The sequence below is a fragment of the Parabacteroides sp. AM17-47 genome (genome assembly GCF_003434625.1).
GTDB lineage: Bacteria > Bacteroidota > Bacteroidia > Bacteroidales > Tannerellaceae > Parabacteroides > Parabacteroides distasonis.
The window spans coordinates 169839-193553 of record NZ_QTLI01000002.1; the positions used below are offsets into that span (position 1 = coordinate 169839).

Below are 23715 nucleotides of genomic sequence, written 5' to 3' on the forward strand. Positions count from 1 at the left end.
GTTTGCTATTCGTTTATCAGGTTCGTTATCTCGGCTTTCAGGCTCTCTTTGCGCTTGCCGTCCATCACTCCGCAAGCTGCCAACTCCGCATAAAGGCTAATCAACTTCAAAAGTTTTGCATTGTCTTTTTTCTGCGTCTCTTTTAACGCGCCGATATGTTTACCCTGACTGTTTATCACGTCGGCATGTTCGCCGAATTTGTCACTGATTCTTTGCAGCACGGCATTGTGTTTCTCTTGGTTCTTCTCCAACTGCGAAAGAACAAGTGTTTCCAATGCTTTCACAATACTATCGAAGCGGACGGCTATCGAATTGGTCGCCCGTATCATCGGGTTAAGTTCCTTTTCCTCGTAGTTACGGATAAAACGTATAATAGCATCCTGCCGTTTGTTGATTTTGGCAAGTTCGGCTTTGACCGATTCGGGGGCATCGGCGAGATTGATATTTGCCTTGTCGATATACCGAAAAGCCAGTTTCACTACTTCCGCCTTTTTCAGCGAATAGTGTTTACATATCTTTTCTACTAAGCCGCCCGTTTCCTTGTCTATGGAAACGGTGGTGAATATGGTTTTCCTGCTGTTATTTTGCATGAGTAATTACAATTTTATAGAAATTCGCTCTATTAATCACCTGATAATAAGCAATAAACTAAAATTGATTATTACAGGTGTCATTACAGCGGTTTCACTTAAACCGCTAAAGCCGAAGGCTTTGCCCCGCAGGGCAAGAAGGAAGAACAGGACTTGTCCAGTTCCCTCTTGCTTCATTTAGCGAAACGAGCCGAGCCACAAGGTGAGGCCGTTTCTGCTAAATGGGGAGCGATAGCTTTTCATCAGGCGGTAATATTACCCACCTTGGTTTGCCTCAGTTTGCTTATCGAGTTGGTTTTCCTTTTTGAACCGTTCGTATGTTTTACAGTCGGCATTTTCTTGAATAAATACCCGAATATCAGCAGCACGATAATAGGTTTTATGACTTATCATAAAGTAAGGAAGTTTGCCACTTGCCCGATAGCGTTGCAGGGTTCGGAAAGATACTTTCAGCAGGAAAGCTAAATCCTGATTATCCAATATCTTGTCGCTAGGATCTAATATCTTGTCGGTATTGATAAGGGATTTTAGGTCTTGTCCGATTTCGGAGAGCTTTTTTGATAGCCGTTCCATCCACTTGTCGAAGTTTTCGTTGTCTATATACATTTTGCTTCATTTTTAAGTTTAACATTATTGGTTTCAATCGATTGATGAAGCAAAGTTCGGCAAATGGATGAAAATAAGTTAGGGGTGTACCACTGGTACACCCCTATAAATAGTTGTTAAATAGTTGATTTATAGATAGCCTTTCTTTTTGCTTTCTTCATTAATGGCTTTACGAAGCGTATCTAAAAATTCGGTTATTTTTGATGGTTTACGACTAACGACACTTTCATGCTTCTTATGCACATCGCCCAATTTAATATTGAAAAGGTATTCAAAGGCTCTTCCGATTTCTGTAAGTGGTGCTTCTGTACCACTGCGCGTTACCACTCTTTTAGATAGGAACAATCCACTAACTATCTCCATAATCTCAATAAGATAGGTTTCGTCTGTAAGGTAGAGCGGCGAGAGTGGAAGTTTATTCTTCCGGTTTTGGAATTGAACCGGATATTTAATTTGCATATTGAGTATGCGGATTTCCGTATTTACAAGTCCTATCGCTTCATCAATAAGCAATGACAAGGCGTTTTTCCCCCTGCTCAAATTGTACTCGATACGACTTGAGCCTGTTTAGTCCAAAAGAGAAGTAACGTAATAATACAGCGTAGTCCTGTTCCTTTATAGCAATACTTACTAAGTGATTGGCAAGTTCTTGCAATGCGGCCGTAAAATCATTTACGGCAAACTCTTTCTGTGAGTGTTCCGATAATAGTCGGAAAAATCTCAAATCTGATAAGTCTTTCATAATTAATACATTTACATATTGATAAATTGCGTTGCTTTGCTGAGGATTGCGTTGATACAATTCTCCCGTAGCCAGCGGTTTGAATGAGTTTTTTCATACCGGTTATATTTTGTTGTATTTATAATTTACGGTTATTTTTTCCACCAATCGTCCACCTCTTTGCTCGGTTGTAGGTTTCCCACATACGAGCGTATTCTCCTTTAAGAGCAAGTAGCTGCTCATGTGTTCCCTGCTCGGCTATCACACCCTTATCTACATACAGAATTCGGTCGGCATTGGTGATTGTAGACAATCGGTGAGCGATGACCAATACCGTCTTTCCTTTGATGAGATGAGAGAATGCTGCCAGAATCTTACCTTCGTTTTCGGGGTCGGCAAAGGCGGTGGCTTCGTCCAGCAAGATAATAGGGGAGTCTTTTAATATGGCGCGAGCCAAGGCTATGCGTTGTGCTTCACCACCAGAGAGGTAGATGCCTCCTTCGCCTACCAATGTCTGATAACCATTGGGCAAGGATTCTATAAACTCATGGCATTGAGCGGCACAGGCAGCCCGTGCCACTTCCTCAAAGGTTGCAGTCTTGTTACCCATACGGATATTCTCCTCGATGGTATCGAAGAAGAGCATATTATCCTGAAAGACAAAAGCGACGTTGTCCATCAACACCGAAGTGGGAATCTCTTTGACTGGCACTCCTCCTATTAAGATTTCTCCGCTTTGAACGTCCCAAAAGCGGGCGGCAAGCATAGCAACGGTACTTTTACCGGCTCCCGAAGGACCGACTAATGCAGTTATCGTACCGGGATGGGAGATGAAAGATATCGCTTTGAGTATCGGCGTGGTGTCGTAGGCAAAAGAGACGTTGCGAAATTCCACTGAAGCGTCTTTGGGGTGTCGGGGAATGTCAGGCTCTTCGATTTCGTCCATATAGAGAATGTCATCAATCTTCTGTACACCCATGTTGTTCTGATTCAGAAAGCTGCCTATCCACAAGAGTTTAAGCACGGGAAAGAAAACAGCCACGCCGAAAAACAGGAACATGAGTAGCACCGGCACGAAAGTGGCATACGAGGCACTCCCCACAAACAGCCACACTGCCACGGGAATGATGAAGAGCAGTGCCGAAGAGAGTATGGTAAGGAAACCTACATATGTGGGTTGGTATTGTACGTTTACCTCGTTGGCAAATTTGCGGTACTCCTTGATGTCGTCATTGAGTTTGCGATAGGCATTAGTCGATTCGGTGAAGGTCTTCACCACCTGAATACCGCGAATATATTCCACAATACTAGCATTCATTCTGCCTAAGGTCTCCACATACCGTTTGGAAACCTCCCGGATTTTTTTGCCGGTGTACATTCTTCCCATCACATAGAATGCCATCGCCAGCACAGCCAATACTACGATAGCCAACCGCCAGTCTACGGCAAACATATAGCTGACGAGAATCAGCGGAAAAAGTAGGGCAGTTACGATGTCAGGGATATGGTGGGCAATAAACAGTTCGATGCGCTCCACGTCGTCGCTCATTATTTTCTTCAGTTCTCCCGAAGCCCGGCGGGAAAAGAACCCCAAGGGCAAACGAACCATTTTTTGTACTAGCTGCATTCGTATTTCATACAGAATGTTGAAAGCGGCAATGTGCGAGAGCATGAGGGAAGCAAACGTGAGCACTCCGAAAGCGAAGAAAGCTCCCAAGGCGATATAGCTCCACAGCCAGATGTATGCCTTGTCAATTAATGAGGGATCAAGCGCATGCTCTGCCAACTCGATGAGAATATTGTACACCGCTATGATCGGCACAAACTGCACGATGGCGGTGATAACTGCCAACAACATCGCCCCGATGAGCAGCCGACGTTTAGTGCCGGCTATTTCTATCAACCGTGCCAGCCCGGTCTTGCGTTTATTTGTATCCATAGCCTTACTGTTTATTCGATTGTTTGAACTTCCATCCTTTTACCCGTTGTTGTTCCTCCCAAAGATTGCGATACAGTCCTTCCTCTGCCAAAAGAGCTTGATGCTTGCCTTGCTGCACCACCCGTCCTTGGTCTATCACTACAATATTATTGGCACCTATCACCGTGCCCAAGCGATGAGCGATGATGACTACAGTCTTTTCTTTCACCAAGTCGTTGATAGCATCTTGGATGTGAACCTCGTTTTCGGGATCGAGCGAAGCGGTTGCCTCGTCAAGCAACACGATGGGCGCATCTTTCAAAATGGCACGGGCAATAGAGATACGCTGTTTCTCTCCACCGGATAGTGTGCTACCTCCTTCACCCACCATCGTTTCGTAGCCATCAGGCATAGCGGTGATGAAGTTGTGGCATTGCGCCTTGCGTGCGGCAACTTCTATCTCTTCGCGGGTAGCTGTCTCACGTCCCACGCGGATGTTGTTATAAATGGTATCGTTGAAGAGATACACATCCTGAAAGACGATGGAAACTTGTTGCATCAGTGTATGCACGGTGTAGTCTTTGATGTTTCGTCCGCCAAATAGGATTTCCCCCTCGCTTACATCCCAGAAACGGGCAATGAGTCGTGTCAATGTCGTTTTGCCCGAACCCGATGGTCCCACAAAAGCGGTCAGTTCCTTTTCGGGAATGGTAAGCGATACATCCCGAAGTACGGGAATATCGGCATTATAGCTGAAGCTGACGTGACGGAACTCTATCTCTGAGTTGACAACATCTTCTATTATACCCTCCGGAAGTACGGGCGTTTTGCAAAGAGCATCAATGCGTTCGGCTCCCAGCTTCATGTAGTTGATGAGGGCGATAAAGGTCAAGGCGTTGATGAGTGGGGCATAGATAGCCGATCCTGCCAGCAGGAACATGATGTAAACGGGCATGGAGACTTTGGCATTTAACAACATCGAGAAGCCAAGTAGCATAATAAGAACCAGGCCGCCATTGAGCAGAGTGGAAGCCAGCGTGATGCTGGGTGCGGGAGCCGCTTCCAAACGGATGCTCTCCCGCTTTAGATCACGGAAAGCTCGTTCCAAGCGTTCAAACTTATTGCCGCTCAGGTTGAAAGCCTTAATCAGGCGGATACCTTGTATATACTCGATCATGCGCGAAGCGGCATTGGTCTTTATTTTTTGATGCCTCTTGCCCAAGGTTGCCACAAAGTGATTGGTGAGCCACATCATGGGGTATGCCAATGGAATGACAGCTGCTGCCGCCAAAGCTAATTGCCAGTTGAAGAATGAGAGCGAAACCAAAGCGACGATGGGCATCGCCAGCCCGCCAAAGAACTGACCGATAAGGTGAGTAGTGAGCATCTCCACGTTGTTATAGTCGCTGACAATGTATGCCCCGATGTCGCCGGGATCACGACTATTGAAGAAACTCATCGGCAGTTGGCGCAGGTGATTGACCACTTCCAAACGACCATCGCAACAAATGTCGTAGCCGTCTTTATAGGCTACAAGGTATGCCTTTTTGCTAATGAGCCAAAGGCAAACGAGAGAAATTAGGAGCATTAGGCACGCCCAACCTATGTTCACGAGGTTGAGCGGTGTGCCGGGATTTTGCAGAGGTTTGAATACCTCCCACACCACGAGCAGCATTGCCCCATACGGTGCGCCACGAAAAAAGTACTCCGCAACCGTCCAGCCTATCAGCGGACGCAAGCGACGGGGCTGCCCCATCGTGGCGGAATTGAGTATTTGAGAGAGATTGTTCATAAGGTTGCTATTTGAGTAAGAAGTATCTGGGAGTTCTCGCTTTGTACCGCGCATAGTCTTCCCCATAAGTGGTCATGCAGTATCGCTCTTCACCCAAGATAACGCCATGCGTGACGAGGATCAAAGGAATTGTGGCAGGCAGCAACCACAACGATGCCGAGGCAATGCAAACCGCCAATGCTCCCACTTCATAGAAGAAGTACATCGGATTGCGCGACAGGCGGTAAACGCCTCGTACGACAGTTTCTCCTTTAGGCGTAGAGGCATAAGCATGAAAGGCTGCCATAAATCCGACAAGTGCAAAGGCAAACAAGACGCACCCCACCGTGAATAGCGGTGTACCTATGCGGAGAGGGACAAAGAGCGACACCAAAAGCAATGTTCCCTGAAACACAAAGCTTAAAGTGGCGTACCGCTTGTCCTTAGAGGTATACCAAGATGTATCTACGGCACGTTTGCCACCTTCTCGGTAAAGAATCATATACAAAAGTTGTATCAGCACCAATGCAAACGAAGGTATCCATGCATTGAGCCAACCGAAGTGAAATTGAATGAAATCGTTTATTGGCATACGAAATTTTATTTATTGTGTGTGATATTGAAACCCTTGAATAGCCATTTCTGAATGGAGAAACAAGATTAATAAATGTTTGGGCTAAAAAATGAGAGCAAAGGAAAGGCCGATAATTCAACTCTCACCTTTGCCTCTTCTGAGTGATTGATTATTACTTAGTTTTCAAACCAATGGAAATATGCAGGAGCTCCATCTACCTTTACTACGGCATCCGAGCTTGTTTCGCCGGTTGCAGGATTATGCGTATAAAAGCCCACATCATTTCTGCCATTAATAGCAAACACGATAAGATTCTTGTATTTCTCCACTGCTCCTCCAAAGCTTGACGTCATCGGTATCGGAAGTTTTTTTACCGTTTTATTGTAAATATCCATCTCTACACTGATGAGCGATTTATCCGTGAACCAGTTGGGAGATGTTGGGTTTGCCCAATAAGAAGGAATATCCATCGTGGCATACATTTTTCCGTTGCCGGCGTATTGTGATTGAAGCAGCCAAACGGTTTTGCCCGATTCGCCTTCGATTGTTTGATCGTTCAACACCCAATTATAGGTAGGGTCAAATTCGGTTTCGCCTTTCTTGATGCGCAAGATACCGGTCTTGTACTTAGGATTCATGCCGTATGCGCCCGTGCACATCAGATACATATCGCCTTTTTCATCGATAAAGGTTTGTTGCCCATAGGTATAAGCCCCGATACCGATACCACTCGCCTTTTCATAGATGACACGCTCCACCTTGTCCGTTTGAGTGTTGATTACCGCGAGTTCTATCTGAGGTTCGGTAGCCGGTTGGAATGTCATGTCTGTCTGATTCAGTGTTACATACAAACGTCCATTATGCACAAACGGAGATCCAAACATCGGTACGGCCAATCCCGGTGCAGCGTAAGAGGACAGATCAATCTCACCAGTTAGTTCCATCGTTTGAGGGTTGAATATAAATAACTTGCCGATAAGTGATATCAGATAGGCTTTTGTTGCATTAACAAAAGAGATGTGTCTTGGAACAGAATTAAGGGGAATAGGCATGGTTGCCGTTTTGGTGAGTTTAGTTCCCGAACGCCCCCATTTTGTTACTACATTTTCATCACCTTGTGCTCCGAACGCAGGAAAAGTGTACACATCATTACCGTTGCACACTGGCATCATTCCGTAACCGACTTGCACGGCATTTTTGTTTGTCAGTTTCTTGGGAGACACTCCATCTGCTAACTGCATCCAACCTGACCCGGTCTGTCCACCGGGATTCATAAGCATGGTGTAAACAAGTATATCGCCAACTTTTACTTCCGGATCGGTCGTGATTGGTTTCGTTTCCGGGTCTTTGCTACAAGCTGAAAACAGCATAGTGATACTCATTAGGAGGAGTAATACTCCGTTGATTCTCTTTTTCATTTTACTTTTTATTTTATTGTTGAATAATATATTGAATTGTGATTAGCTTTATTTCAGCACGTACCTGATACGTGCGGTAAAGGCTCTGCCGGGAAGCGGGTAATTAAACTCGCTGAACAGGCGGGCATTCGTAAGGTTGGATGCTTTTGCCGAGAAGGTAAGCCCACCGTTCATGATGGAGTATTCTAATCCCAAGTCGAGCTTGAAAGAGCGCGGAATGCGTTTCTCTTGATATTGACTTACTTCGAAATCGAAGAAATACTCTTCTACGAATGAAGCATCGGTAAATAGTCTTACATTCTGACCTTTCCCTCCGAAGAGATTCTCTTTGTGAAACTCTACCCCCGCATTTGCTAAGAAATAGGGAATATTAGGCATACGCAATCCCTTCGACGGATTGAGAACGTTACTCGTTGGTTCGTACTTACGTGTATCGCGAAGGTCTTGAAACGTGGCATTTACATATCCGTAAAGCCAGCGTGTAACATCTGCTTTGACTTCTGCCTCTACACCGAAGGTACGCATCTCACCGAAATTAGTGTATCTGCCCTGCACGAAGTTGCGCGTATAGCGTATCATATCTTGCAGGTAAGAGAAGAATCCGTTTACCTCCACCTGCAACAATCCGGAACCAATCTTTTTATCGTACATCAATCCGATGTTAGCGTTAGTTCCTCTTTCGGGTTTCAAGTCGCCCGAAGGAGCAATAAGGAAGCCGTCGCCAATGAGTTCGGCATCTGTCGGTAGTCGTACATCATAGCTTACGGAGGCTTTCCCCAACAACTCTTTGGTGAAGCGGTAGCGCAAGGCTTCACTTACACCCCAATCGTGCTGCTGCATATCCACTTCTTTGGGTACGGAATTCCAAACATCTCCTATTTTCGTATTCATGGAATAGTAATAATACTTACCCGTCAGCGAGTTGAGGAATTTGTCATTGGGGGATTTATAGTCGTAACCCAAGCCTAATACCCAGCTCGTCATGTGTGAGTCGAAGTTTATCTGTCGCCCCACCGCTTTATCCAACAACGGATCGGAGGGCTTCCCCAATGCCCATTTGAATAATGAGTTGAGGTTGATGGAGTGCCGGTCATTGATGATGTAATTGAGATTGGTCTTATTTCCCACGGTATGCTTACGCATTTTCATGTCAGAGGGTAAAACTCCTATTTCTCCTCCGTAAGCCGAAACAGGCGGATAAGGATTCATATCCCAGTCGTAGCGAAGCCTAGCTGTATCCACAAAGTTGTATTGAGAATAGGCATAGCCCGTGCCGCTACTGAAGTCAAGTCCATTGAGTAGGAAATTGTCTTTCTGTAAATCAATGGCGAAGTTGTAAGCTCCGGCACTACTTTCGGCAGAGCGTATGTTCTCTACCACGCCTTGTATCTGCTTGCTGTTTCGGATAAATTCAAGTTCAAACTCCATCTGATCGAACCACCATTTACGGGCTTTCATCGATATCCCTCCCCCCGATTGGTTGAATTTGTCATGGTCGCGTTTTATGAACTTACCTTTGTTCTGAGGCAATTCCATACGATAGTCATTATCAGAATGGGTGTATAACAACGCTGCCCCCAACTCTATTCCTTGTTTGACCAGATTCCGCTTGAAGACGCTACTTGCTTTATGTGTATTGAAGCTACCGAACGAATACGAAGCATCCAAGTAACGAGGTGGATACTCTTTAATCACGATATTTACAGCACCCCCCACGGCAGATCCACCGAACTTGGCTGGAACCACACCTTTATATATTTCAATGCGGTCAATCATGTCGATGGGTATATCGTTGATGTCGATGAAATCGGAATTATCGTTCATCGGTACTTCGTCTATAAAGAATCCAATACGCTTGCCTTCCAAGCCGCGAACAGAGATACGCGAGGCACTGCCTACTGCTCCCTGCGAACGAATGGTTACGCCTACGGTCTTAGTCAGAATATCTTCTACGCTATTTACTGTACCTTGTAACTGGCTCATACTGTAAACCGTTACCGGCATGGCTTGCTCCCGAATCTTGCGGGCTTCACTTTTGCCCATCACCACCACTTCGTCCAGCGATTTGACTTCGGCTTTCAGGCGGATAATAGTTTTCTTTACATTCTCTTTACTTACGGTTACTTTTTGGACTGCTGTTTGATAGCCCATAAACTTCACGGTGAATGTATAAGTACCGAAAGGAATGTCTGAAAAAGAGAACTCGCCATATTTGTTGGTTACATCGCCCTTTTTCAGTTCCTCAATAAAGAGGGTTGCTCCGGGCAGTGGATCTTCGTCAGTGTTGTCGATGACCACGCCCGCAATCCGCCCCCCACCTGTTTGGGCGGATACACTGATGCTCATGAGCATCAGTATCAATAGAGAAAATAGTACTTTCTGTTTCATTGTTTATTTATATGATTGTTGGTTTCTCCTTAAATGCTGGGATCGGGAGCTTCCGGCGTGGAAACGACTATAGGAGTTGTACCTGAAGAGTTTCCTTCGGTTACTTTTTGTGTAAGTACCTCAACATCCTTAAACTCTATTCTGGCGATCGCCTCTTTGGGGTTGAGTGTCGTTTTGTCAGCAATGAGTTTGGGCACTTCACGTTCTTTCAACATACCCGTAGAACGTAGCACGGGATACCATTTGGCAGCTTCCTTCGGCTTGGAAAGATTTTTGCGGGCTGCTTTGTTATAAAGTATAAGCATAAATCGATATTGTTTTGTGCCCTTTCGGGCAGTTATTAGTAGTAATTTTCAATATTTGAACTGTATATCTTCTCGTTCCATTTCTCCTTTGAGGTATGTGAGAAGAGTCTCCATATCGTCTCCTACTGTAAAGGCAATGCTCTCAATAGTAGTGCAATGCCCCAACGTACAAGTTGATACAGGATTGATTAAAGAAACATAACGACTGTCTCGTTTCACCAGTCGATGAATCAACTGCGGATAGGTAGTCAGAACCCGATGTATCGGGGTATATTTATTGATGCTCATCTGTCTATTGGTTTCATCATCGGTTGTTTTGTCGCTTGCACGCATATTCGTTGCGATTGGCTCTCCGGCGAGATGTCGTAGGTCACATTTATAAATCCCGCTTGTTCCAGCATTCTTTGTATTTCTATGGGTGAGTAAATGCGCAGGTCGATATTCCTCACCCACTTTTCATTGCCTTCCTCGCTGCATGCCTCGTTGCAGATGTAGAACCTTCCTTCGGGTTTCAATACACGCAATACTTCCTTGAAGTTTTCCACTATATCATTCCAAAAGTAGATAGTTTCGAAAGCGGTTACAATATCGAAGCGGTTATCGTCAAAAGGAATGTTTGAAACATTCGCCTCTACTATAGATGCTCGTCCCTGACTGATAGCCGCCTTGTTCTTGCGACTCGCAATGTCCACGCACGTGGGTGAATAATCCATGCCGCAAACTAATCCATGAGTTCGTTTGATGAAATTAGCTACGTTTTGCCCACCGCCACAACCGATATCGAGCACCGTTTCGCCACCGGAAAGTTTTACGAAGTTGTCAATGCACCAAAGAGAAATCCGGTTATGCCCTTGGTTCATCATTTTCACAATGCACCTGCCCATAAAGCTATTCTTGGGTTTGCGGAAGTTTTGAAAGATGTTTTTTATTATGCTCATAATTATTCTTTGTTTTTAAGTCTTTTCTTACTAATATGATATGTCTATTATTTGCTGTGCGCGATACCTAAAAAATATACGCCCGTGAGTATGCTCTTTGTGAGCATCGTGCTCATGACAGTGGTAAGTGTGAGATGTATGCATATCTTTTTCTGTTTTTTATTTATTGTTTCTATATTACTTCTTCTTGCTAACCCAGCATCAGCAGGCTTAGTGCCATGACCGCCATGCCTACCACCAAACCGTAGATGGCATGGTGGTGCTTACCGTATTCTTCAGCTGCGGGTAACAGCTCATCGAGCGAGATAAATACCATGATGCCAGCAATCATGCCGAAGATGATGCCGAACACATTGTCGTCGAGGAACGGAGCCAGCACGAGATAGCCTATGACGGCTCCCACCGGCTCTGCCAATCCAGACAAAAACGAGAACCAAAAGGCTTTCTTGCGGTTGCCTGTAGCGTAAAAAACAGGAACGGATACCGAAATACCCTCCGGTATGTTGTGTATGGCAATGGCGATGGCAATGGGTATGGCAATGTTCACATCCTTTAGGGCAGCAAGAAACGTAACCATACCCTCCGGGAAATTGTGGATAGCCAGCACCAAGGCTGTTACCATGCCAACACGTAGCAATTTGGGCTTCACGTCTAATTGTATTTTCGCTTTTTCACTCATTTCTTCCACCCGGTGCATTTCATGCGGATTCTCGTAGCGAGGAATTAGCTTGTCGATGAGCAATATCAACACGATACCCCCGAAGAAAGAGAGCGTGGCATAAAACGTTCCTTCTGATTTGCCGTGCATCTCCACAAGTGTTTGCACAGAAGAGGTAAACAGTTCGACAAACGATACATAAATCATGACTCCCGCCGAAAAGCCCAGCGATAGAGAAAGAAACGACGTGTTGGTGCGTTTGGCGAAAAAAGCAATGGCACTGCCTATGCCGGTGGATATACCGGCAAACAGTGTCAGAAGAAATGGAACAAATACTTGTTGTGACATGGCTATGACAGATTGGGAGTTAGTACTTCAAAAGAGAACGAAAATCTATTTTGTTCAAAAACAAAGCGAGTCGCTCTTTGCAGGCGACTCGCTTGATACGATGAATTATTATTATTAAAAATGGGATGTTTCATACATCTGTTACTAAGTTAAGTCTGGAAAATCAGTCTCTGGACGTTCAATATCGATGCATTCTTTTTTAATTCTAATAGTCTCTTTGTTCAAAGCCTCTCTGGGCAGAGCGGATTTTCTGCTTTGTGTTACCCACGATTCCTCGCAGAGGAAAAGTCCGTTTACTCCTTGCACAAGCGTTATTTCGCCGTTACAGATGATGTTGGTGATACTCATATATTGATTGTTTTTAGTTGTTCTACCGAAGTGGTGCGGTATTTAGCCTCCTGCACCAAGCGAAATCCTGCTTGACAAGACCTGCCGCATCTGCCCATGCAAGCAACGGGTGTCGGGTCGAACAGAAGATGGCTAAAGTGCTTCTTTTCCGAATCGAATACGAAAGAAATCCGATTGTCCACAATTGTACAACCGCTTCCACAAGGGTTGCATTGTAGGCAGGAGGATGTGTGGATGTTTCTATTTGTTTTCATCTTTCTATTTTTACATTCATGAGCCTTTTCCAGCCTCCTGTGCTAAAGCGGATATACTCACCAATAAAACATTCAATTTCTTCACTGGAAAGCTCTTCATGTTGCACCACCTCTTTCATCATATTAACCCACCATGAGCAGGTGAAGTGCATAAAGAATAGAGAAATATCGGTATGCAGATCAGGGTAGAGCTTTTTCATACCTTCCATATATTCTATACCCATTACTGTACTTCTTTTAATCCATTGTTCCCAATAATCATTGAAACGAGAGTCTTGGATAGATGAAAAAAGTAACTTAAATTCTTCACGATACCGTCTTACGATGTTCATTACCTCCTTCATGGATGAGCGATGATATTCTTCGGAGGTAAAGACATCCAAAGAAAAGGCCTCCGGGCGATTATGATCTTCCAGCATACTGTTCATCGCCTCCAAAAGCGGATGCAACACGTCAGCCAACAAATCGTCCTTACAAGGATAATAATTGTAGATGTTGCTCAGACCGATACCCGACAATTTGGATATTTCACGCATAGACACAGCCTTAAAGCCCTTCTTGAAAAAGGCTCTCCTTGCTGTTTCCAACAATAATTTATGTGTATATTCTTTTGTTGTTTGCATAGGTCAGAACGTAGTTCCTGTTATTAGAATACAAAGTACGTTGTATTTCAAAAATAAAACAATCCATACAAATGGGTATTTTCTATAAAACAATCCCTATTTGTAGGGATACAAAAAAGGGTATGTAACTATCAGCAGAGCCACTTCACGCCAAACCATAGTCATAAGTACGTGTATTGCCTCTACTGTATCCTCTTGTTATTCTTATTCTGACCTCTTTCCATGGCTATTGTTAATACGCAGGTTATAAATCATGTGTAAAAACTACTTTAATCTTTTCATGATTCCCATTTTAGTAATGATTAATCGAATATGCTAAAAATGTATCATATAAAACTTCTCTTTTCTGTCATTCTACCTTTTATCTATTTAGCTTGTCGCCATTAATTAACTCGGATTCATTTTGATAGTTGTGCCGCAAGAGTATTATGACTAATAAATTATTCATGTGTCATTTTGCCATAAACAGTCTTTTTATACCACTCTCGGACAGTTTAGAAAACGGCTCTTGATTCTTCTTTCATTTGCCGATGAAAATAGAATCAACACGTTTTATTAACCATTAAAAATTAAATGTATGGAAGTAGTAACCATCGAAAAAAGAACATTTTCGTATGTCTGCGAGAGCTTCACGGAGTTTGCCAAACGGATAGAGAGTTTGTGCAGCAGTCATACTCAAAAAGTAGAAAACTGGCTGGATAGTCAGGAAGTGTGCCTGTTGTTAGGCTTGAGCAAGCGAACGCTGCAATATTACCGAAGTAGTGGGCGACTGGCTTATTCTCAAATAGGGAGCAAGATTTATTATAAGTCTTCCGATATTGAAAGAATTATTGCGGACAGTGAAACACAAAATCAGTCACCCAAACAAATCAAGCCTTATGAAAAGAACTAAAGAATATTATCCGTCCTTCAACTTGTTTTCCATTGTCGGCACATGGGAAAGTGTTAATCTGAATCCTACGGTTATCATCTATCGGAACGACAAAGAGTATCTTCTTTCTATTATATATGTATCGGAAACCACCAAACAGGCTTCACCCTCTACTTATGAAATACAGAAAGACGGTAGCCAGTATTTTATTGCTCCTGCTCCTAAACGGATTTACATAGATTATGATCCAGCGAAAGATGTGCTAAACCTTTCGTCATTGGGTGACTATCTGCGTAACTAATCAATCGACCAGTTAATCTCTAACTGATTCGCTATCTAGCCATCTTAAAATCAATATTTCAATAAAACAATCTTTCAATCATGGAATTAATAAATAAAGATACACCACAAGTCAAAGAATTTATTTCTTCGCTCGACTCAATGCTAAGCGGTATTGAATCAATTGTCAAGCACTATAAGCCCCACCTGAACGGAGAACGTTTTCTTTCCAATCATGAGGTTTCTAAAAAACTGAATGTCAGCCTGCGAACCCTGCAAGAATGGCGAGATACAGGCTTAATCCCCTTTATCCAGATAAAAGGTAAAATCATCTATCGGCAAAGTGATATTGATAAACTGCTCCAAAAGCATTATTTTGAAAGTTGGAAAGAATAATCTGCCACTCACAAAAACATTGTTTTTCGGAATTTAATTTGAATCATTGACTTTTCCAGTGAAGTATTTAGTCTGTGCAAGTCTTTAGATAAAAATACGCTCGAAATGCAATGAGAGGAAGATTTTTATCTAAACCGAAGGCTTGGACTTGAACAGGCTAAATACGGAAATTACCTTTGTCAATGCTTCATATTGGGTTCTGGAAAACTTACTTTAAAAGAAAAGGGTTGAGAAAATGAAGTTCATTATTCCCAATCCTTTTTTCTATATTGGCTACTGCCTTATTTATATAGCCAATTCCGACAAGCAGCTATTCACTTTCTGCATATCCTTTAGAATATTCTGATCCAATACCCGTGCGTAGTGTTTCGTCACGCTGGTATCTGCATGACCTAACATCTTGGCTACATTTTCCATACTTACGCCATTTGCAAGGCACACGGAAGTGGCATAGCTATGTCTGGCCGTATGAGTGCTAAGATTTTTATGAATTCCGCACACATCGGCAATTTCTTTCAAATAACTGTTCATGCGTTGATTACACAATACAGGTAAAAGTTTTCCGGTACACTCTGCCACATCCTTATATTTATCAAGTATAGAAGCTGCTACAGGCAGCACAGGAATGTTGCACATGATTTTTGTCTTTTGGCGGTTCTTTCTTATCCAAAGCTCCCCTTTGTTGTCTTTTACCAAGTGTTCGGGTGATAAATCTTTCACATCGCTGAACGCCAATCCAGTAAAAATGCAAAAGATAAAAACGTCACGTACCTGTTCTACTCGCTTAATCGTGAATTCTTTTGCAAGAATAATTTTAATCTCGTCCATCGTCAGGAACTCAGGATCGGTTTCTTCCAGTTTGAAGCGATAGTAAGCAAACGGATCTTTCTTTATCCAGTCGTTTTCCAAAGCAATACGGATAATCTTCTTCAAGTTCTTCAATCGGGTGATAGCTGAATTCTGCGCACAACCTTTTTCAATTTTCAAAAAAGCATCGAACTTAGAAATAAAGTTGGCTTCCAAGTTGTTTAGGGCAATATCAGATAATTGATATTCTTTCTTTATGAATTCCTCTAAATATCGGGTAGTGGTTTCATACCGTTGAACGGTCTTACTAACGAAGTCCTTACCGATTAGCTTACGGCTTTGTTCGTTATGCTCTCTGAATACTTGCAATAGCGTTTTACTATCTTCATCCACCCCATAATATAGCTTTCTCATAAGATCGACTGTAATAGTCTTACCTGTGGATTCCAGTTCTCTATAAATTTGGTGTATGCGAGAGCGTGTGATTTCCAAGTAGTGGTTCAGTTCCACCGACATACGATCTTTTCCTTTGGAGTTTTCTTTTGCCTGATTCCATAGATTTACAGGACAGCTTCTTTTTACTAAAACATCTACCATACAGCCGTTTACAGTAATTCTCATGCACACGGGTGCTTCTCCATTCTTTAATAATCTGGCTTTCTTGATAAAGAATAGCACATTGAAGGTTTTTCTAGCCATTTTTACATCGTTTTTAGAGTTACAAAACTATGTATTCTCTTCCAAAGTACGACCATGCAAAATGCTATGAATCAGTGAGAAAGAAGCTAAATCGTGGGACTTTTTTCAGCCTGATTTATGTACCACGATTTGCACACCAACAATATGCTTGAAACGGCTATTTTCTGCTATCTGCCAGAAAAAAGAAATCCCTGATAATGTCTGATTATCAGGGATTTGCTTGATTTTTCTTTTGTTTTCAGTGATCCGCCTGGGGCTCGAACCCAGGACCCCAACATTAAAAGTGTTGTGCTCTACCAGCTGAGCTAGCGAATCATCCTGTGCGTTACTTTTGTAATGCGAGTGCAAAGATAGGGGGTTTTATTTTATTATACAAATTTCAAGAGGGGTAAATTTTAGTTTTTTCATGGGGAGCAAATGCAAGAAACAAGATATAAGCACTTTACATCACGTATTACATCATGCATAAACCGGTTACATATCTTCACGAGACGAAGACGAACCACAATCCTAAATCGTTAGGATCACACAACCTAAAGCCACATGATCGCACAGTCCTAACCACAACGCCGCACAACCTCTCCTACCCTCATTTATGATAACGCTAAAGCTCAACTTCCGAGGAATAGCATATCTACCGGCTTCTTGCACAAGAGAATTGAACCGAGTAATCTCCACACGCCAAACTTGGCAATCGGTAGATATCTGATACCTATGATCTTTGTTCATTTGTAAAATAAAAGATATTTACGTAGATTTGTACACCATTATTTTAAGTTAAGGAACCAATTAACACACAAAAAATTATATGGCAGACGATAAGAAGATTATTTTCTCGATGGTAGGCGTGAACAAGATCTTTCCGCCTCAAAAACAGGTTTTAAAGAATATATATCTGTCCTTTTTCTATGGGGCGAAGATCGGAATCATCGGATTGAATGGTTCCGGTAAATCTACGTTGCTGAAGATTATCGCCGGTATCGATAAGGATTATCAGGGAGAGGTGGTCTTCTCCCCCGGGTATTCCGTAGGGTATCTGGAGCAGGATCCTAAGTTGGAGCCGGGCAAGACCGTGAAGGAGATCGTGCAGGAAGGCGTGCAGGAGATCGTGGACACCTTGAAAGAATATGAGGAGGTGAACGAGCGATTCGGCGATCCGGAGGTGCTGGAAGATCCGGATAAGATGGATGCCTTGATCAACCGTCAGGCGGAGTTGCAGGACAAGATCGACGCTACGGACGCATGGAACCTCGACAGCCGTCTGGAACGTGCCATGGACGCTTTGCGTTGTCCGCCGGAAGATCAGGTGGTGGATACGTTGTCCGGAGGCGAGCGTCGCCGGGTGGCCCTTTGCCGATTGCTGCTCCAGCAGCCGGACGTATTGCTGTTGGATGAGCCGACCAACCACTTGGACGCCGAGTCGATCGACTGGCTGGAGCAACATCTGCAACAATATGCCGGTACCGTTATCTGCATCACGCACGACCGTTACTTCCTAGACCACGTGGCCGGATGGATCCTTGAGCTGGATCGTGGCGAGGGTATCCCTTGGAAGGGTAATTACTCCTCTTGGCTAGACCAGAAGACGAAGCGTATGGCTCAAGAAGAGAAGCAAGTCAGCAAGCGCCGTAAGACCTTGGAGCGTGAGCTGGAATGGATCAATATGGCGCCGAAGGCCCGTCACGCCAAGGGTAAGGCACGTCTGAACTCGTACGAGGCCCTCTTGAACGAGGACCAGAAGGAGCGTGAGGCTAAGTTGGAGATCTTCATCCCGAACGGCCCTCGCTTGGGCAATAAGGTGATCGAGGCACAGCACGTGGCGAAGGCGTTCGGCGATAAGCTGCTGTTCGATGATTTGAACTTCATGCTTCCCCCGAATGGTATCGTGGGAGTCATCGGGCCGAACGGTGCCGGTAAGACTACCTTATTTAAGATGATCATGGGCATGGAAAGCATCGACAAGGGGACCTTCGAGGTGGGCGAGACCGTACAAGTAGGTTACGCCGACCAGACCCATAAGGATATAGACCCGAAAAAGACCGTTTACCAAGTCGTATCCGGCGGACAGGAATTCATCCGTATGGGTGGCAAGGAGGTGAACGCAAGGGCTTACCTGTCTAAATTCAATTTCGCAGGAGCGGATCAAGAGAAGCTATGCGGCGTACTCTCCGGAGGAGAGCGTAACCGCCTGCATCTGGCGCTGACGCTGAAAGCGGACGCTAACGTATTGCTGCTCGACGAGCCGACCAACGATATCGACGTGAACACGCTACGTGCCTTGGAGGAGGGTCTGGAGAACTTCGCCGGTTGCGCCGTCGTCGTCTCTCACGACCGTTGGTTCTTGGACCGTATCTGTACGCATATCCTGTCGTTCGAGGGCGATTCCAACGTGGTCTTCTACGAAGGGACCTATTCCGAGTACGAGGAATACAAACGTAAGACATTGGGCGACGCCGAGCCGAAACGGGTACGCTATCGCAAACTAATCGTTGATTAATCATACTATAAATAGAGTTTAATGCCATGAAAAAAAGAATGCTATCTTTGGCTGTATTAGCCGCCTCCCTCTTCTGTTTCTCCAATGGGGCGAACGCACAGAAGACCGAGAAACTGTTCAACGGGAAAGACCTGTCTAACTGGAATTTCGTAGTCGACAAAAACTCCGTCCCCGCCGATCAGGTCTATTCCGTACGCGACGGTAAGATCTTCATCACCGGCCAGCCTTTCGGCTATATGTACACCAAGGAGAAATACAGCGACTATAAATTGCACGTGGAATGGCGTTGGCCGAATGGGGATTCCAACGCGAACAGCGGTATCTTCCTGCATATCGCAGACCTAAAGAACCCCTTCCCGAACGGGATCGAGTGTAATCTGCAAGCCGGGAGGGCCGGATTGTTCGTACTGCTGGGAGGCTCCGACCTTGTCGAGTACCAGCAACGCCCGGGAGAGGAACGTCCCTTCTTCCCTGTCGTAAAGAACGTGAACCCGTCTAGCGAGAAGCCCGCCGGAGAGTGGAACGAGGCGAACATCTTCGTGAAAGACGGCGTCATCACCGTTTACATCAACGGCGTATACCAGAACACCGGAACCAACAAGGTGAAGGAAGGCCATATCGGGCTACAGAGCGAGGGTAAGGAGGTTGAGTTCAGAAACGTAACCCTCACCAAGTGGTAAGCGGAGCCGTTTCCGGCGCATCTGTAATAATTAAACGGAATCTTTTAAATAGTATTAAAATAATATAGTACATTCGCGAGGATTCCTTTTCAATGAGGAACATATCATTGCAATAACCAATTTAAGAGGTAATGAAAAGAGACAACATCATTTTTGACATTATCGAGAAGGAGCACCAACGCCAATTGAAAGGCATTGAGTTGATCGCTTCCGAGAACTTTGTCAGCGACCAGGTCATGCAGGCCATGGGAAGCTGTCTGACCAACAAATACGCCGAGGGATATCCCGGCAAGCGTTATTATGGGGGTTGCGAGGTAGTAGACCAAAGTGAGACGATCGCTATCGAACGGTTGAAAAAGCTATTCAACGCCGAATGGGCCAACGTGCAGCCTCACTCCGGGGCGCAGGCCAACGCAGCCGTATTTTTCGCCGTATTGAATCCGGGCGACACGTTCCTCGGGTTGAACCTGTCGCATGGCGGACACCTGTCCCACGGTTCACCAGTAAATAGCTCCGGCGTTCTCTATCACGCTACCGAATATAATGTAAAGGAAGATACCGGACGGGTGGACTACGACCAAATGGAGGAAGTAGCCCTTCGTGAGAAACCGAAATTGATCGTTGGCGGTGGTTCCGCTTATTCCCGTGACTGGGATTACAAACGTATGCGTGAGATAGCCGACAAGGTAGGCGCCTTATTGATGATCGATATGGCTCACCCGGCAGGCCTGATCGCCGCCGGTTTACTGAACAACCCGCTGGAGTACGCTCACATCGTAACGTCTACGACGCATAAGACCCTGCGGGGTCCTCGTGGCGGTATCATCCTGCTGGGTAAGGATTTCGAGAATCCTTGGGGTAAGAAAACACCGAAAGGCGAGATCAAGAAGATGTCTCAGTTGTTGGACTCCGCCGTATTCCCGGGTATCCAAGGCGGTCCGCTGGAGCATGTGATCGCGGCCAAGGCCGTAGCCTTCGGAGAGGCTTTGGAGCCGGAATACAAGACGTACCAAGCACAGGTGAAAGCGAACGCCGCCGCTATGGCCAAGGCTTTCACGGACAAAGGGTACAAGATCATCTCCGGCGGTACGGACAACCACAGCATGCTGATCGACCTGCGCACGAAGTTCCCCGACCTGACCGGTAAGGTGGCCGAGAAAGCCTTGGTAGCCGCCGACATCACGGTGAACAAGAACATGGTTCCGTTCGACAGCCGCTCGGCCTTCCAGACCTCCGGTATCCGTGTGGGTACGCCCGCTATCACGACCCGTGGCGCTAAAGAGCCGCTTATGGGCGAGATCGTGGAACTGATCGACACCGTATTGGCAGCTCCCGAATGCGATAAGACTATCGGCGCCGTTCGTGAGAAGGTGAACGGTATCATGAAGGAATATCCTATCTTCGCATGGTAAATAGGAAATTGAGAATTGAGAATTGAAAAGGATGCCAAACGGCATCTTATCTTCAACTCTCAATTCTCTTTTTAAACTCTCAAAAACATCTAAACAATATTCAATTTTCAACTTTCAATTTTTAATTCTATGAAAAAGCTCCTTGCTACAATCTGCGCCGGCGCTGTCTTGGGCCTGATGGCCTCGTGTGATGATGCTCCCGGTAAAGCGAAAGCTTACAACCAAGGTATCAACATCATCCCGACACCGGTCAGCCTTACGCAGAACGAGGGAAACTTCAAGCTAAACAAAAACACGAAGATCTACGCTTCCACCCCGGAGGCGAAAACCGTAGCCGAGTTCTTCGCGGCTAAAATGAACACGGCGACAGGCTACCAGATAGCTACCGCCGACAAAGAGACCTCCGACGGTATCTCGTTGGTTATCGACGGCTCTCTGGACGTAAACGACGAGGGATACACGTTAGACGTAGCCGACAGCGGCGTCCGTATCAAAGCCAAGACCCCTCAAGGTCTTTTCTACGGTATGCAATCGTTCTTGCAATTGCTGCCCGCCGAGATCGAGAGTCCTTCCGCCGTGAAAGGTATCGCATGGACCGCTCCGGCCGTATCTATCAAGGACGAGCCTCGTTTCGGCTACCGTGGTATCATGCTAGACCCCTGCCGCCATTTCATCCCGGTAGAGAATATCAAGAAGCAGCTGGATGTATTGGCCTTGTTCAAGATCAACCGCATGCATTGGCACCTGACCGACGACCAAGGATGGCGTATCGAGATCAAGAAGTACCCGAAACTGACCGAGATCGGCTCTAAGCGCATCGATGGCGAGGGTACCGAGTACGGAGGCTTCTATACTCAAGAGGAGGTGAAGGATATCGTTAAATACGCGGCGGATCGTTTCATCACGATCGTTCCCGAGATAGAGCTTCCGGGACACGAGATGGCCGCTATCGCCGCCTATCCGGAACTGTCTTGCGAGGGTAAGCAGGGTACTCCCCGTATCATCTGGGGCGTGGAAGACATCGTATTATGCGCCGGGAAGGAAGAACCCTTCCAGTTCTTCGAGGACGTGATCGCCGAGGTAGCTCCCCTATTCCCGGGCGAGTATTTCCATATCGGAGGCGATGAGTGCCCGAAGACGAGCTGGGAGAAATGCCCGCTTTGTCAGGCCCGTATCCGTAAGGAAGGCTTGAAAGGCGACAAGGAACATTCCGCCGAGGAGAAATTGCAGAGCTATTTCGTACAACGCATGGAGAAGGTCGTAAACAAGCACGGCAAGAAGATGATCGGATGGGACGAGATCCTCGAGGGAGGTCTGGCTCCATCGGCCACGGTAATGTCTTGGCGAGGTGAGGAAGGCGGTATCGCCGCCGCTAGCATGAACCACGACGTGATCATGACCCCGGGAAGCGAGGGTATGTATATCGACCAGTTCCAAGGCGACTACAAGATCAACCCGGTATCTATCGGAGGATTCACCACGGCGGAGCGGGTCTATAAGTACAACCCCGTCCCCGACACGCTGGCAGCGGCCGGTAAAGGGCATTTCATCAAGGGCGTGCAATGCAACGTATGGAGTGAGTACCTTTATAACACGGACATCATGGAGTACCGTATCTATCCTCGTATCCTAGCCCTCTCCGAGATCGCTTGGAGCCCGCTGGACCGGAAGGATTACAAGGACTTCGAACGCCGTCTGGACAACGCTCAGGTTCGCCTAGACGGACACGGTATCAACTACTACATCCCGCAGCCCGAGCAACCGAACGGTTCTTGCAACTTCGTGGCTTTCACGGACAAGGCTACCATGACATTCACCACGAACCGTCCGATGAAGATGGTCTACACGCTGGATGGCACCGAGCCTACCCCGGAATCTACCGTATATACGGCTCCTTTCGACATCACAGAGACTACGACCGTGAAGATCGCTTCCGTGTTGCCTTCCGGCAAGATGGGTAAGCCTCGCACGATCCTCGTGGAGAAACAAACGCTGGCTCCCGCCAAGGAGGTAGCCAAGACGACCCCGGGCCTCGACATGGAGGTATTCGATGGCATGTACCTAAGCGTAAATAATCTGGAGGCCGCTCAGAAGACCGGTAAGAAACAGGTCATCAAGACGACCCGTGAACTGACCAACCAAGTGCCCGCCCCCGAATCCATGCGAGGCGTGAAGCAATACGCCGCTATCGCTACCGGCTACGTGAATATCCCGGAGGATGGCGTTTATTACATCTCTTCGGATTTAGAGGAGGTATGGATCGACGGCAAGTTGATGGTCAATAACGGTGGCGAGGTAAAACGCTTCTCCCGTCATGACACCTCCGCGGCCTTGGCAAAAGGCTTGCACGAGATCAAGCTGGTATTCCTCGGACACATCATCGGAGGTTGGCCTTCCAACTGGAACGACGGCAGCGTACAACTCCGTAAATCGGATGCCGAGAAATTCACGCCGATCACGGCTGAGATGCTAAGTCATTAAGATCATTTCCGAAGGGGGGAAGCGAGCGATCCTCCCCCCGATATAAACCGCAGGGGCGGGATTCGTCCGCCCTCCCACGCATACACGGCACGGGAGGGCGGACAGATCCCGCCCCTACTGCATTCTTCCGGCG

Annotated in this window: 24 protein-coding genes and 1 tRNA gene; 7 read left to right on the forward strand and 18 right to left on the reverse strand. The window is 45.9% G+C overall.

Features of this window, described 5'->3' with window-relative positions; all coding sequences use genetic code 11:
* Nucleotides 1-5: 5 nt before the first annotated feature.
* From DW205_RS02105 to DW205_RS02180, 16 genes are all read right to left on the reverse strand, one after another.
* Nucleotides 6-590 (reverse strand): BfmA/BtgA family mobilization protein, encoded by a 585-nt coding sequence (locus DW205_RS02105; RefSeq protein WP_005868429.1) that lies wholly within the window; start codon nt 588-590, stop codon nt 6-8.
* A gap of 255 nt (nt 591-845) precedes the next feature.
* Nucleotides 846-1196, reverse strand: coding sequence for a helix-turn-helix domain-containing protein (locus tag DW205_RS02110; protein ID WP_005868427.1), 351 nt, complete (start codon nt 1194-1196; stop codon nt 846-848).
* A 129-nt stretch (nt 1197-1325) separates the two neighbouring features.
* The gene (locus DW205_RS02115; RefSeq protein WP_008778329.1) at nt 1326-1709 is read right to left on the reverse strand and encodes an RteC domain-containing protein; all 384 of its coding nucleotides are present in this window, start codon (nt 1707-1709) and stop codon (nt 1326-1328) included.
* A complete protein-coding gene (locus DW205_RS02120) occupies nt 1699-1938 on the reverse strand; it encodes a hypothetical protein (protein ID WP_002560578.1) in 240 nt (79 codons plus the stop codon). The genes DW205_RS02115 and DW205_RS02120 overlap by 11 nt, the downstream gene beginning before the upstream one ends.
* Nucleotides 1939-2056: 118 nt before the next feature.
* Nucleotides 2057-3856, reverse strand: coding sequence for an ABC transporter ATP-binding protein (locus DW205_RS02125; protein ID WP_005868423.1), 1800 nt, complete (start codon nt 3854-3856; stop codon nt 2057-2059).
* A 4-nt stretch (nt 3857-3860) separates the two neighbouring features.
* Nucleotides 3861-5627, reverse strand: a complete 1767-nt coding sequence (locus DW205_RS02130) for an ABC transporter ATP-binding protein (RefSeq protein ID WP_005868421.1) — start codon at nt 5625-5627, stop codon at nt 3861-3863.
* 7 nt (nt 5628-5634) lie between these two features.
* Complete coding sequence (locus DW205_RS02135; RefSeq protein WP_005868419.1) at nt 5635-6198, reverse strand: isoprenylcysteine carboxylmethyltransferase family protein; 564 nt, start codon at nt 6196-6198, stop codon at nt 5635-5637.
* Between the two features lie 158 nt (nt 6199-6356).
* Entirely contained in the window at nt 6357-7598 is a 1242-nt protein-coding gene (locus DW205_RS02140) for a hypothetical protein (RefSeq protein WP_013611617.1), read from the reverse strand.
* Nucleotides 7599-7646: 48 nt separating this feature from the next.
* On the reverse strand, nt 7647-9986 hold the full coding sequence (locus DW205_RS02145; RefSeq protein ID WP_005868415.1) for a TonB-dependent receptor: 2340 nt from the start codon (nt 9984-9986) through the stop codon (nt 7647-7649).
* Between the two features lie 29 nt (nt 9987-10015).
* The gene (locus tag DW205_RS02150) at nt 10016-10291 is read right to left on the reverse strand and encodes a hypothetical protein (RefSeq protein ID WP_005868413.1); all 276 of its coding nucleotides are present in this window, start codon (nt 10289-10291) and stop codon (nt 10016-10018) included.
* 48 nt (nt 10292-10339) lie between these two features.
* Complete coding sequence (locus DW205_RS02155; protein WP_008778327.1) at nt 10340-10624, reverse strand: DUF1858 domain-containing protein; 285 nt, start codon at nt 10622-10624, stop codon at nt 10340-10342.
* Complete coding sequence (locus DW205_RS02160) at nt 10576-11229, reverse strand: class I SAM-dependent methyltransferase (RefSeq protein WP_005868409.1); 654 nt, start codon at nt 11227-11229, stop codon at nt 10576-10578. Before DW205_RS02160 ends, DW205_RS02155 begins: the two co-directional genes overlap by 49 nt.
* A gap of 190 nt (nt 11230-11419) precedes the next feature.
* Entirely contained in the window at nt 11420-12235 is an 816-nt protein-coding gene (zupT, locus tag DW205_RS02165) for a zinc transporter ZupT (RefSeq protein ID WP_005868405.1), read from the reverse strand.
* Nucleotides 12236-12379: 144 nt separating this feature from the next.
* A complete protein-coding gene (locus tag DW205_RS02170; protein WP_005868403.1) occupies nt 12380-12583 on the reverse strand; it encodes a hypothetical protein in 204 nt (67 codons plus the stop codon).
* Nucleotides 12580-12837 carry a hypothetical protein gene (locus DW205_RS02175; RefSeq protein WP_005868401.1) on the reverse strand — a complete coding sequence of 86 codons (258 nt, stop codon included), beginning with the start codon at nt 12835-12837 and terminating at the stop codon, nt 12580-12582. The genes DW205_RS02170 and DW205_RS02175 overlap by 4 nt, the downstream gene beginning before the upstream one ends.
* On the reverse strand, nt 12834-13460 hold the full coding sequence (locus tag DW205_RS02180) for a TetR/AcrR family transcriptional regulator (protein WP_002560569.1): 627 nt from the start codon (nt 13458-13460) through the stop codon (nt 12834-12836). The genes DW205_RS02175 and DW205_RS02180 overlap by 4 nt, the downstream gene beginning before the upstream one ends.
* 577 nt (nt 13461-14037) lie before the next feature.
* On the opposite strand from DW205_RS02180, the gene DW205_RS02185 reads away from it, so the two are divergent.
* The 3 genes from DW205_RS02185 to DW205_RS02195 all read left to right on the forward strand — a co-directional run bounded on the left by DW205_RS02185 (nt 14038) and on the right by DW205_RS02195 (nt 15006).
* Nucleotides 14038-14352, forward strand: coding sequence for a helix-turn-helix domain-containing protein (locus DW205_RS02185; protein WP_005868400.1), 315 nt, complete (start codon nt 14038-14040; stop codon nt 14350-14352).
* Nucleotides 14339-14632: a DUF3876 domain-containing protein gene (locus DW205_RS02190; protein ID WP_005868398.1), complete on the forward strand. Its 294-nt coding sequence runs from the start codon at nt 14339-14341 to the stop codon at nt 14630-14632. The genes DW205_RS02185 and DW205_RS02190 overlap by 14 nt, the downstream gene beginning before the upstream one ends.
* Nucleotides 14633-14712: 80 nt before the next feature.
* Entirely contained in the window at nt 14713-15006 is a 294-nt protein-coding gene (locus DW205_RS02195) for a helix-turn-helix domain-containing protein (protein WP_005868396.1), read from the forward strand.
* A gap of 285 nt (nt 15007-15291) precedes the next feature.
* Here DW205_RS02195 and DW205_RS02200 read toward each other — a convergent pair whose 3' ends face one another.
* Entirely contained in the window at nt 15292-16512 is a 1221-nt protein-coding gene (locus DW205_RS02200) for a site-specific integrase (RefSeq protein ID WP_005868395.1), read from the reverse strand.
* 242 nt (nt 16513-16754) lie between these two features.
* Nucleotides 16755-16827, reverse strand: a tRNA-Lys gene (locus DW205_RS02205).
* Nucleotides 16828-17320: 493 nt separating this feature from the next.
* Here DW205_RS02205 and ettA point away from each other — a divergent pair.
* The 4 genes from ettA to DW205_RS02225 all read left to right on the forward strand — a co-directional run bounded on the left by ettA (nt 17321) and on the right by DW205_RS02225 (nt 23582).
* On the forward strand, nt 17321-19009 hold the full coding sequence (gene ettA, locus DW205_RS02210) for an energy-dependent translational throttle protein EttA (RefSeq protein WP_005856590.1): 1689 nt from the start codon (nt 17321-17323) through the stop codon (nt 19007-19009).
* Nucleotides 19010-19035: 26 nt separating this feature from the next.
* The gene (locus tag DW205_RS02215) at nt 19036-19689 is read left to right on the forward strand and encodes a DUF1080 domain-containing protein (RefSeq protein ID WP_005868394.1); all 654 of its coding nucleotides are present in this window, start codon (nt 19036-19038) and stop codon (nt 19687-19689) included.
* Between the two features lie 131 nt (nt 19690-19820).
* Nucleotides 19821-21101, forward strand: coding sequence for a serine hydroxymethyltransferase (gene glyA, locus DW205_RS02220; protein WP_005856586.1), 1281 nt, complete (start codon nt 19821-19823; stop codon nt 21099-21101).
* A 129-nt stretch (nt 21102-21230) separates the two neighbouring features.
* On the forward strand, nt 21231-23582 hold the full coding sequence (locus tag DW205_RS02225) for a family 20 glycosylhydrolase (RefSeq protein WP_005868393.1): 2352 nt from the start codon (nt 21231-21233) through the stop codon (nt 23580-23582).
* Nucleotides 23583-23715 lie beyond the last annotated feature (133 nt).

Excerpts from the sequence above, each read along its gene's own strand:
- glyA (WP_005856586.1), top strand. The coding sequence starts at position 19,821 with ATGAAAAGAGACAACATCATTTTTGACATTATCGAGAAGGAGCACCAA.
- DW205_RS02190 (WP_005868398.1), top strand. The coding sequence starts at position 14,339 with ATGAAAAGAACTAAAGAATATTATCCGTCCTTCAACTTGTTTTCCATT.
- DW205_RS02155 (WP_008778327.1), bottom strand. The coding sequence starts at position 10,624 with ATGCGTGCAAGCGACAAAACAACCGATGATGAAACCAATAGACAGATG.
- DW205_RS02120 (WP_002560578.1), bottom strand. The coding sequence starts at position 1,938 with ATGAAAGACTTATCAGATTTGAGATTTTTCCGACTATTATCGGAACAC.
- DW205_RS02160 (WP_005868409.1), bottom strand. The coding sequence starts at position 11,229 with ATGAGCATAATAAAAAACATCTTTCAAAACTTCCGCAAACCCAAGAAT.
- DW205_RS02130 (WP_005868421.1), bottom strand. The coding sequence starts at position 5,627 with ATGAACAATCTCTCTCAAATACTCAATTCCGCCACGATGGGGCAGCCC.
- DW205_RS02180 (WP_002560569.1), bottom strand. The coding sequence starts at position 13,460 with ATGCAAACAACAAAAGAATATACACATAAATTATTGTTGGAAACAGCA.
- DW205_RS02125 (WP_005868423.1), bottom strand. The coding sequence starts at position 3,856 with ATGGATACAAATAAACGCAAGACCGGGCTGGCACGGTTGATAGAAATA.
- zupT (WP_005868405.1), bottom strand. The coding sequence starts at position 12,235 with ATGTCACAACAAGTATTTGTTCCATTTCTTCTGACACTGTTTGCCGGT.
- DW205_RS02175 (WP_005868401.1), bottom strand. The coding sequence starts at position 12,837 with ATGAAAACAAATAGAAACATCCACACATCCTCCTGCCTACAATGCAAC.
- DW205_RS02140 (WP_013611617.1), bottom strand. The coding sequence starts at position 7,598 with ATGAAAAAGAGAATCAACGGAGTATTACTCCTCCTAATGAGTATCACT.
- DW205_RS02150 (WP_005868413.1), bottom strand. The coding sequence starts at position 10,291 with ATGCTTATACTTTATAACAAAGCAGCCCGCAAAAATCTTTCCAAGCCG.
- DW205_RS02185 (WP_005868400.1), top strand. The coding sequence starts at position 14,038 with ATGGAAGTAGTAACCATCGAAAAAAGAACATTTTCGTATGTCTGCGAG.
- DW205_RS02200 (WP_005868395.1), bottom strand. The coding sequence starts at position 16,512 with ATGGCTAGAAAAACCTTCAATGTGCTATTCTTTATCAAGAAAGCCAGA.
- DW205_RS02195 (WP_005868396.1), top strand. The coding sequence starts at position 14,713 with ATGGAATTAATAAATAAAGATACACCACAAGTCAAAGAATTTATTTCT.
- DW205_RS02170 (WP_005868403.1), bottom strand. The coding sequence starts at position 12,583 with ATGAGTATCACCAACATCATCTGTAACGGCGAAATAACGCTTGTGCAA.
- DW205_RS02225 (WP_005868393.1), top strand. The coding sequence starts at position 21,231 with ATGAAAAAGCTCCTTGCTACAATCTGCGCCGGCGCTGTCTTGGGCCTG.
- DW205_RS02105 (WP_005868429.1), bottom strand. The coding sequence starts at position 590 with ATGCAAAATAACAGCAGGAAAACCATATTCACCACCGTTTCCATAGAC.
- DW205_RS02110 (WP_005868427.1), bottom strand. The coding sequence starts at position 1,196 with ATGTATATAGACAACGAAAACTTCGACAAGTGGATGGAACGGCTATCA.
- DW205_RS02135 (WP_005868419.1), bottom strand. The coding sequence starts at position 6,198 with ATGCCAATAAACGATTTCATTCAATTTCACTTCGGTTGGCTCAATGCA.
- ettA (WP_005856590.1), top strand. The coding sequence starts at position 17,321 with ATGGCAGACGATAAGAAGATTATTTTCTCGATGGTAGGCGTGAACAAG.
- DW205_RS02145 (WP_005868415.1), bottom strand. The coding sequence starts at position 9,986 with ATGAAACAGAAAGTACTATTTTCTCTATTGATACTGATGCTCATGAGC.
- DW205_RS02215 (WP_005868394.1), top strand. The coding sequence starts at position 19,036 with ATGAAAAAAAGAATGCTATCTTTGGCTGTATTAGCCGCCTCCCTCTTC.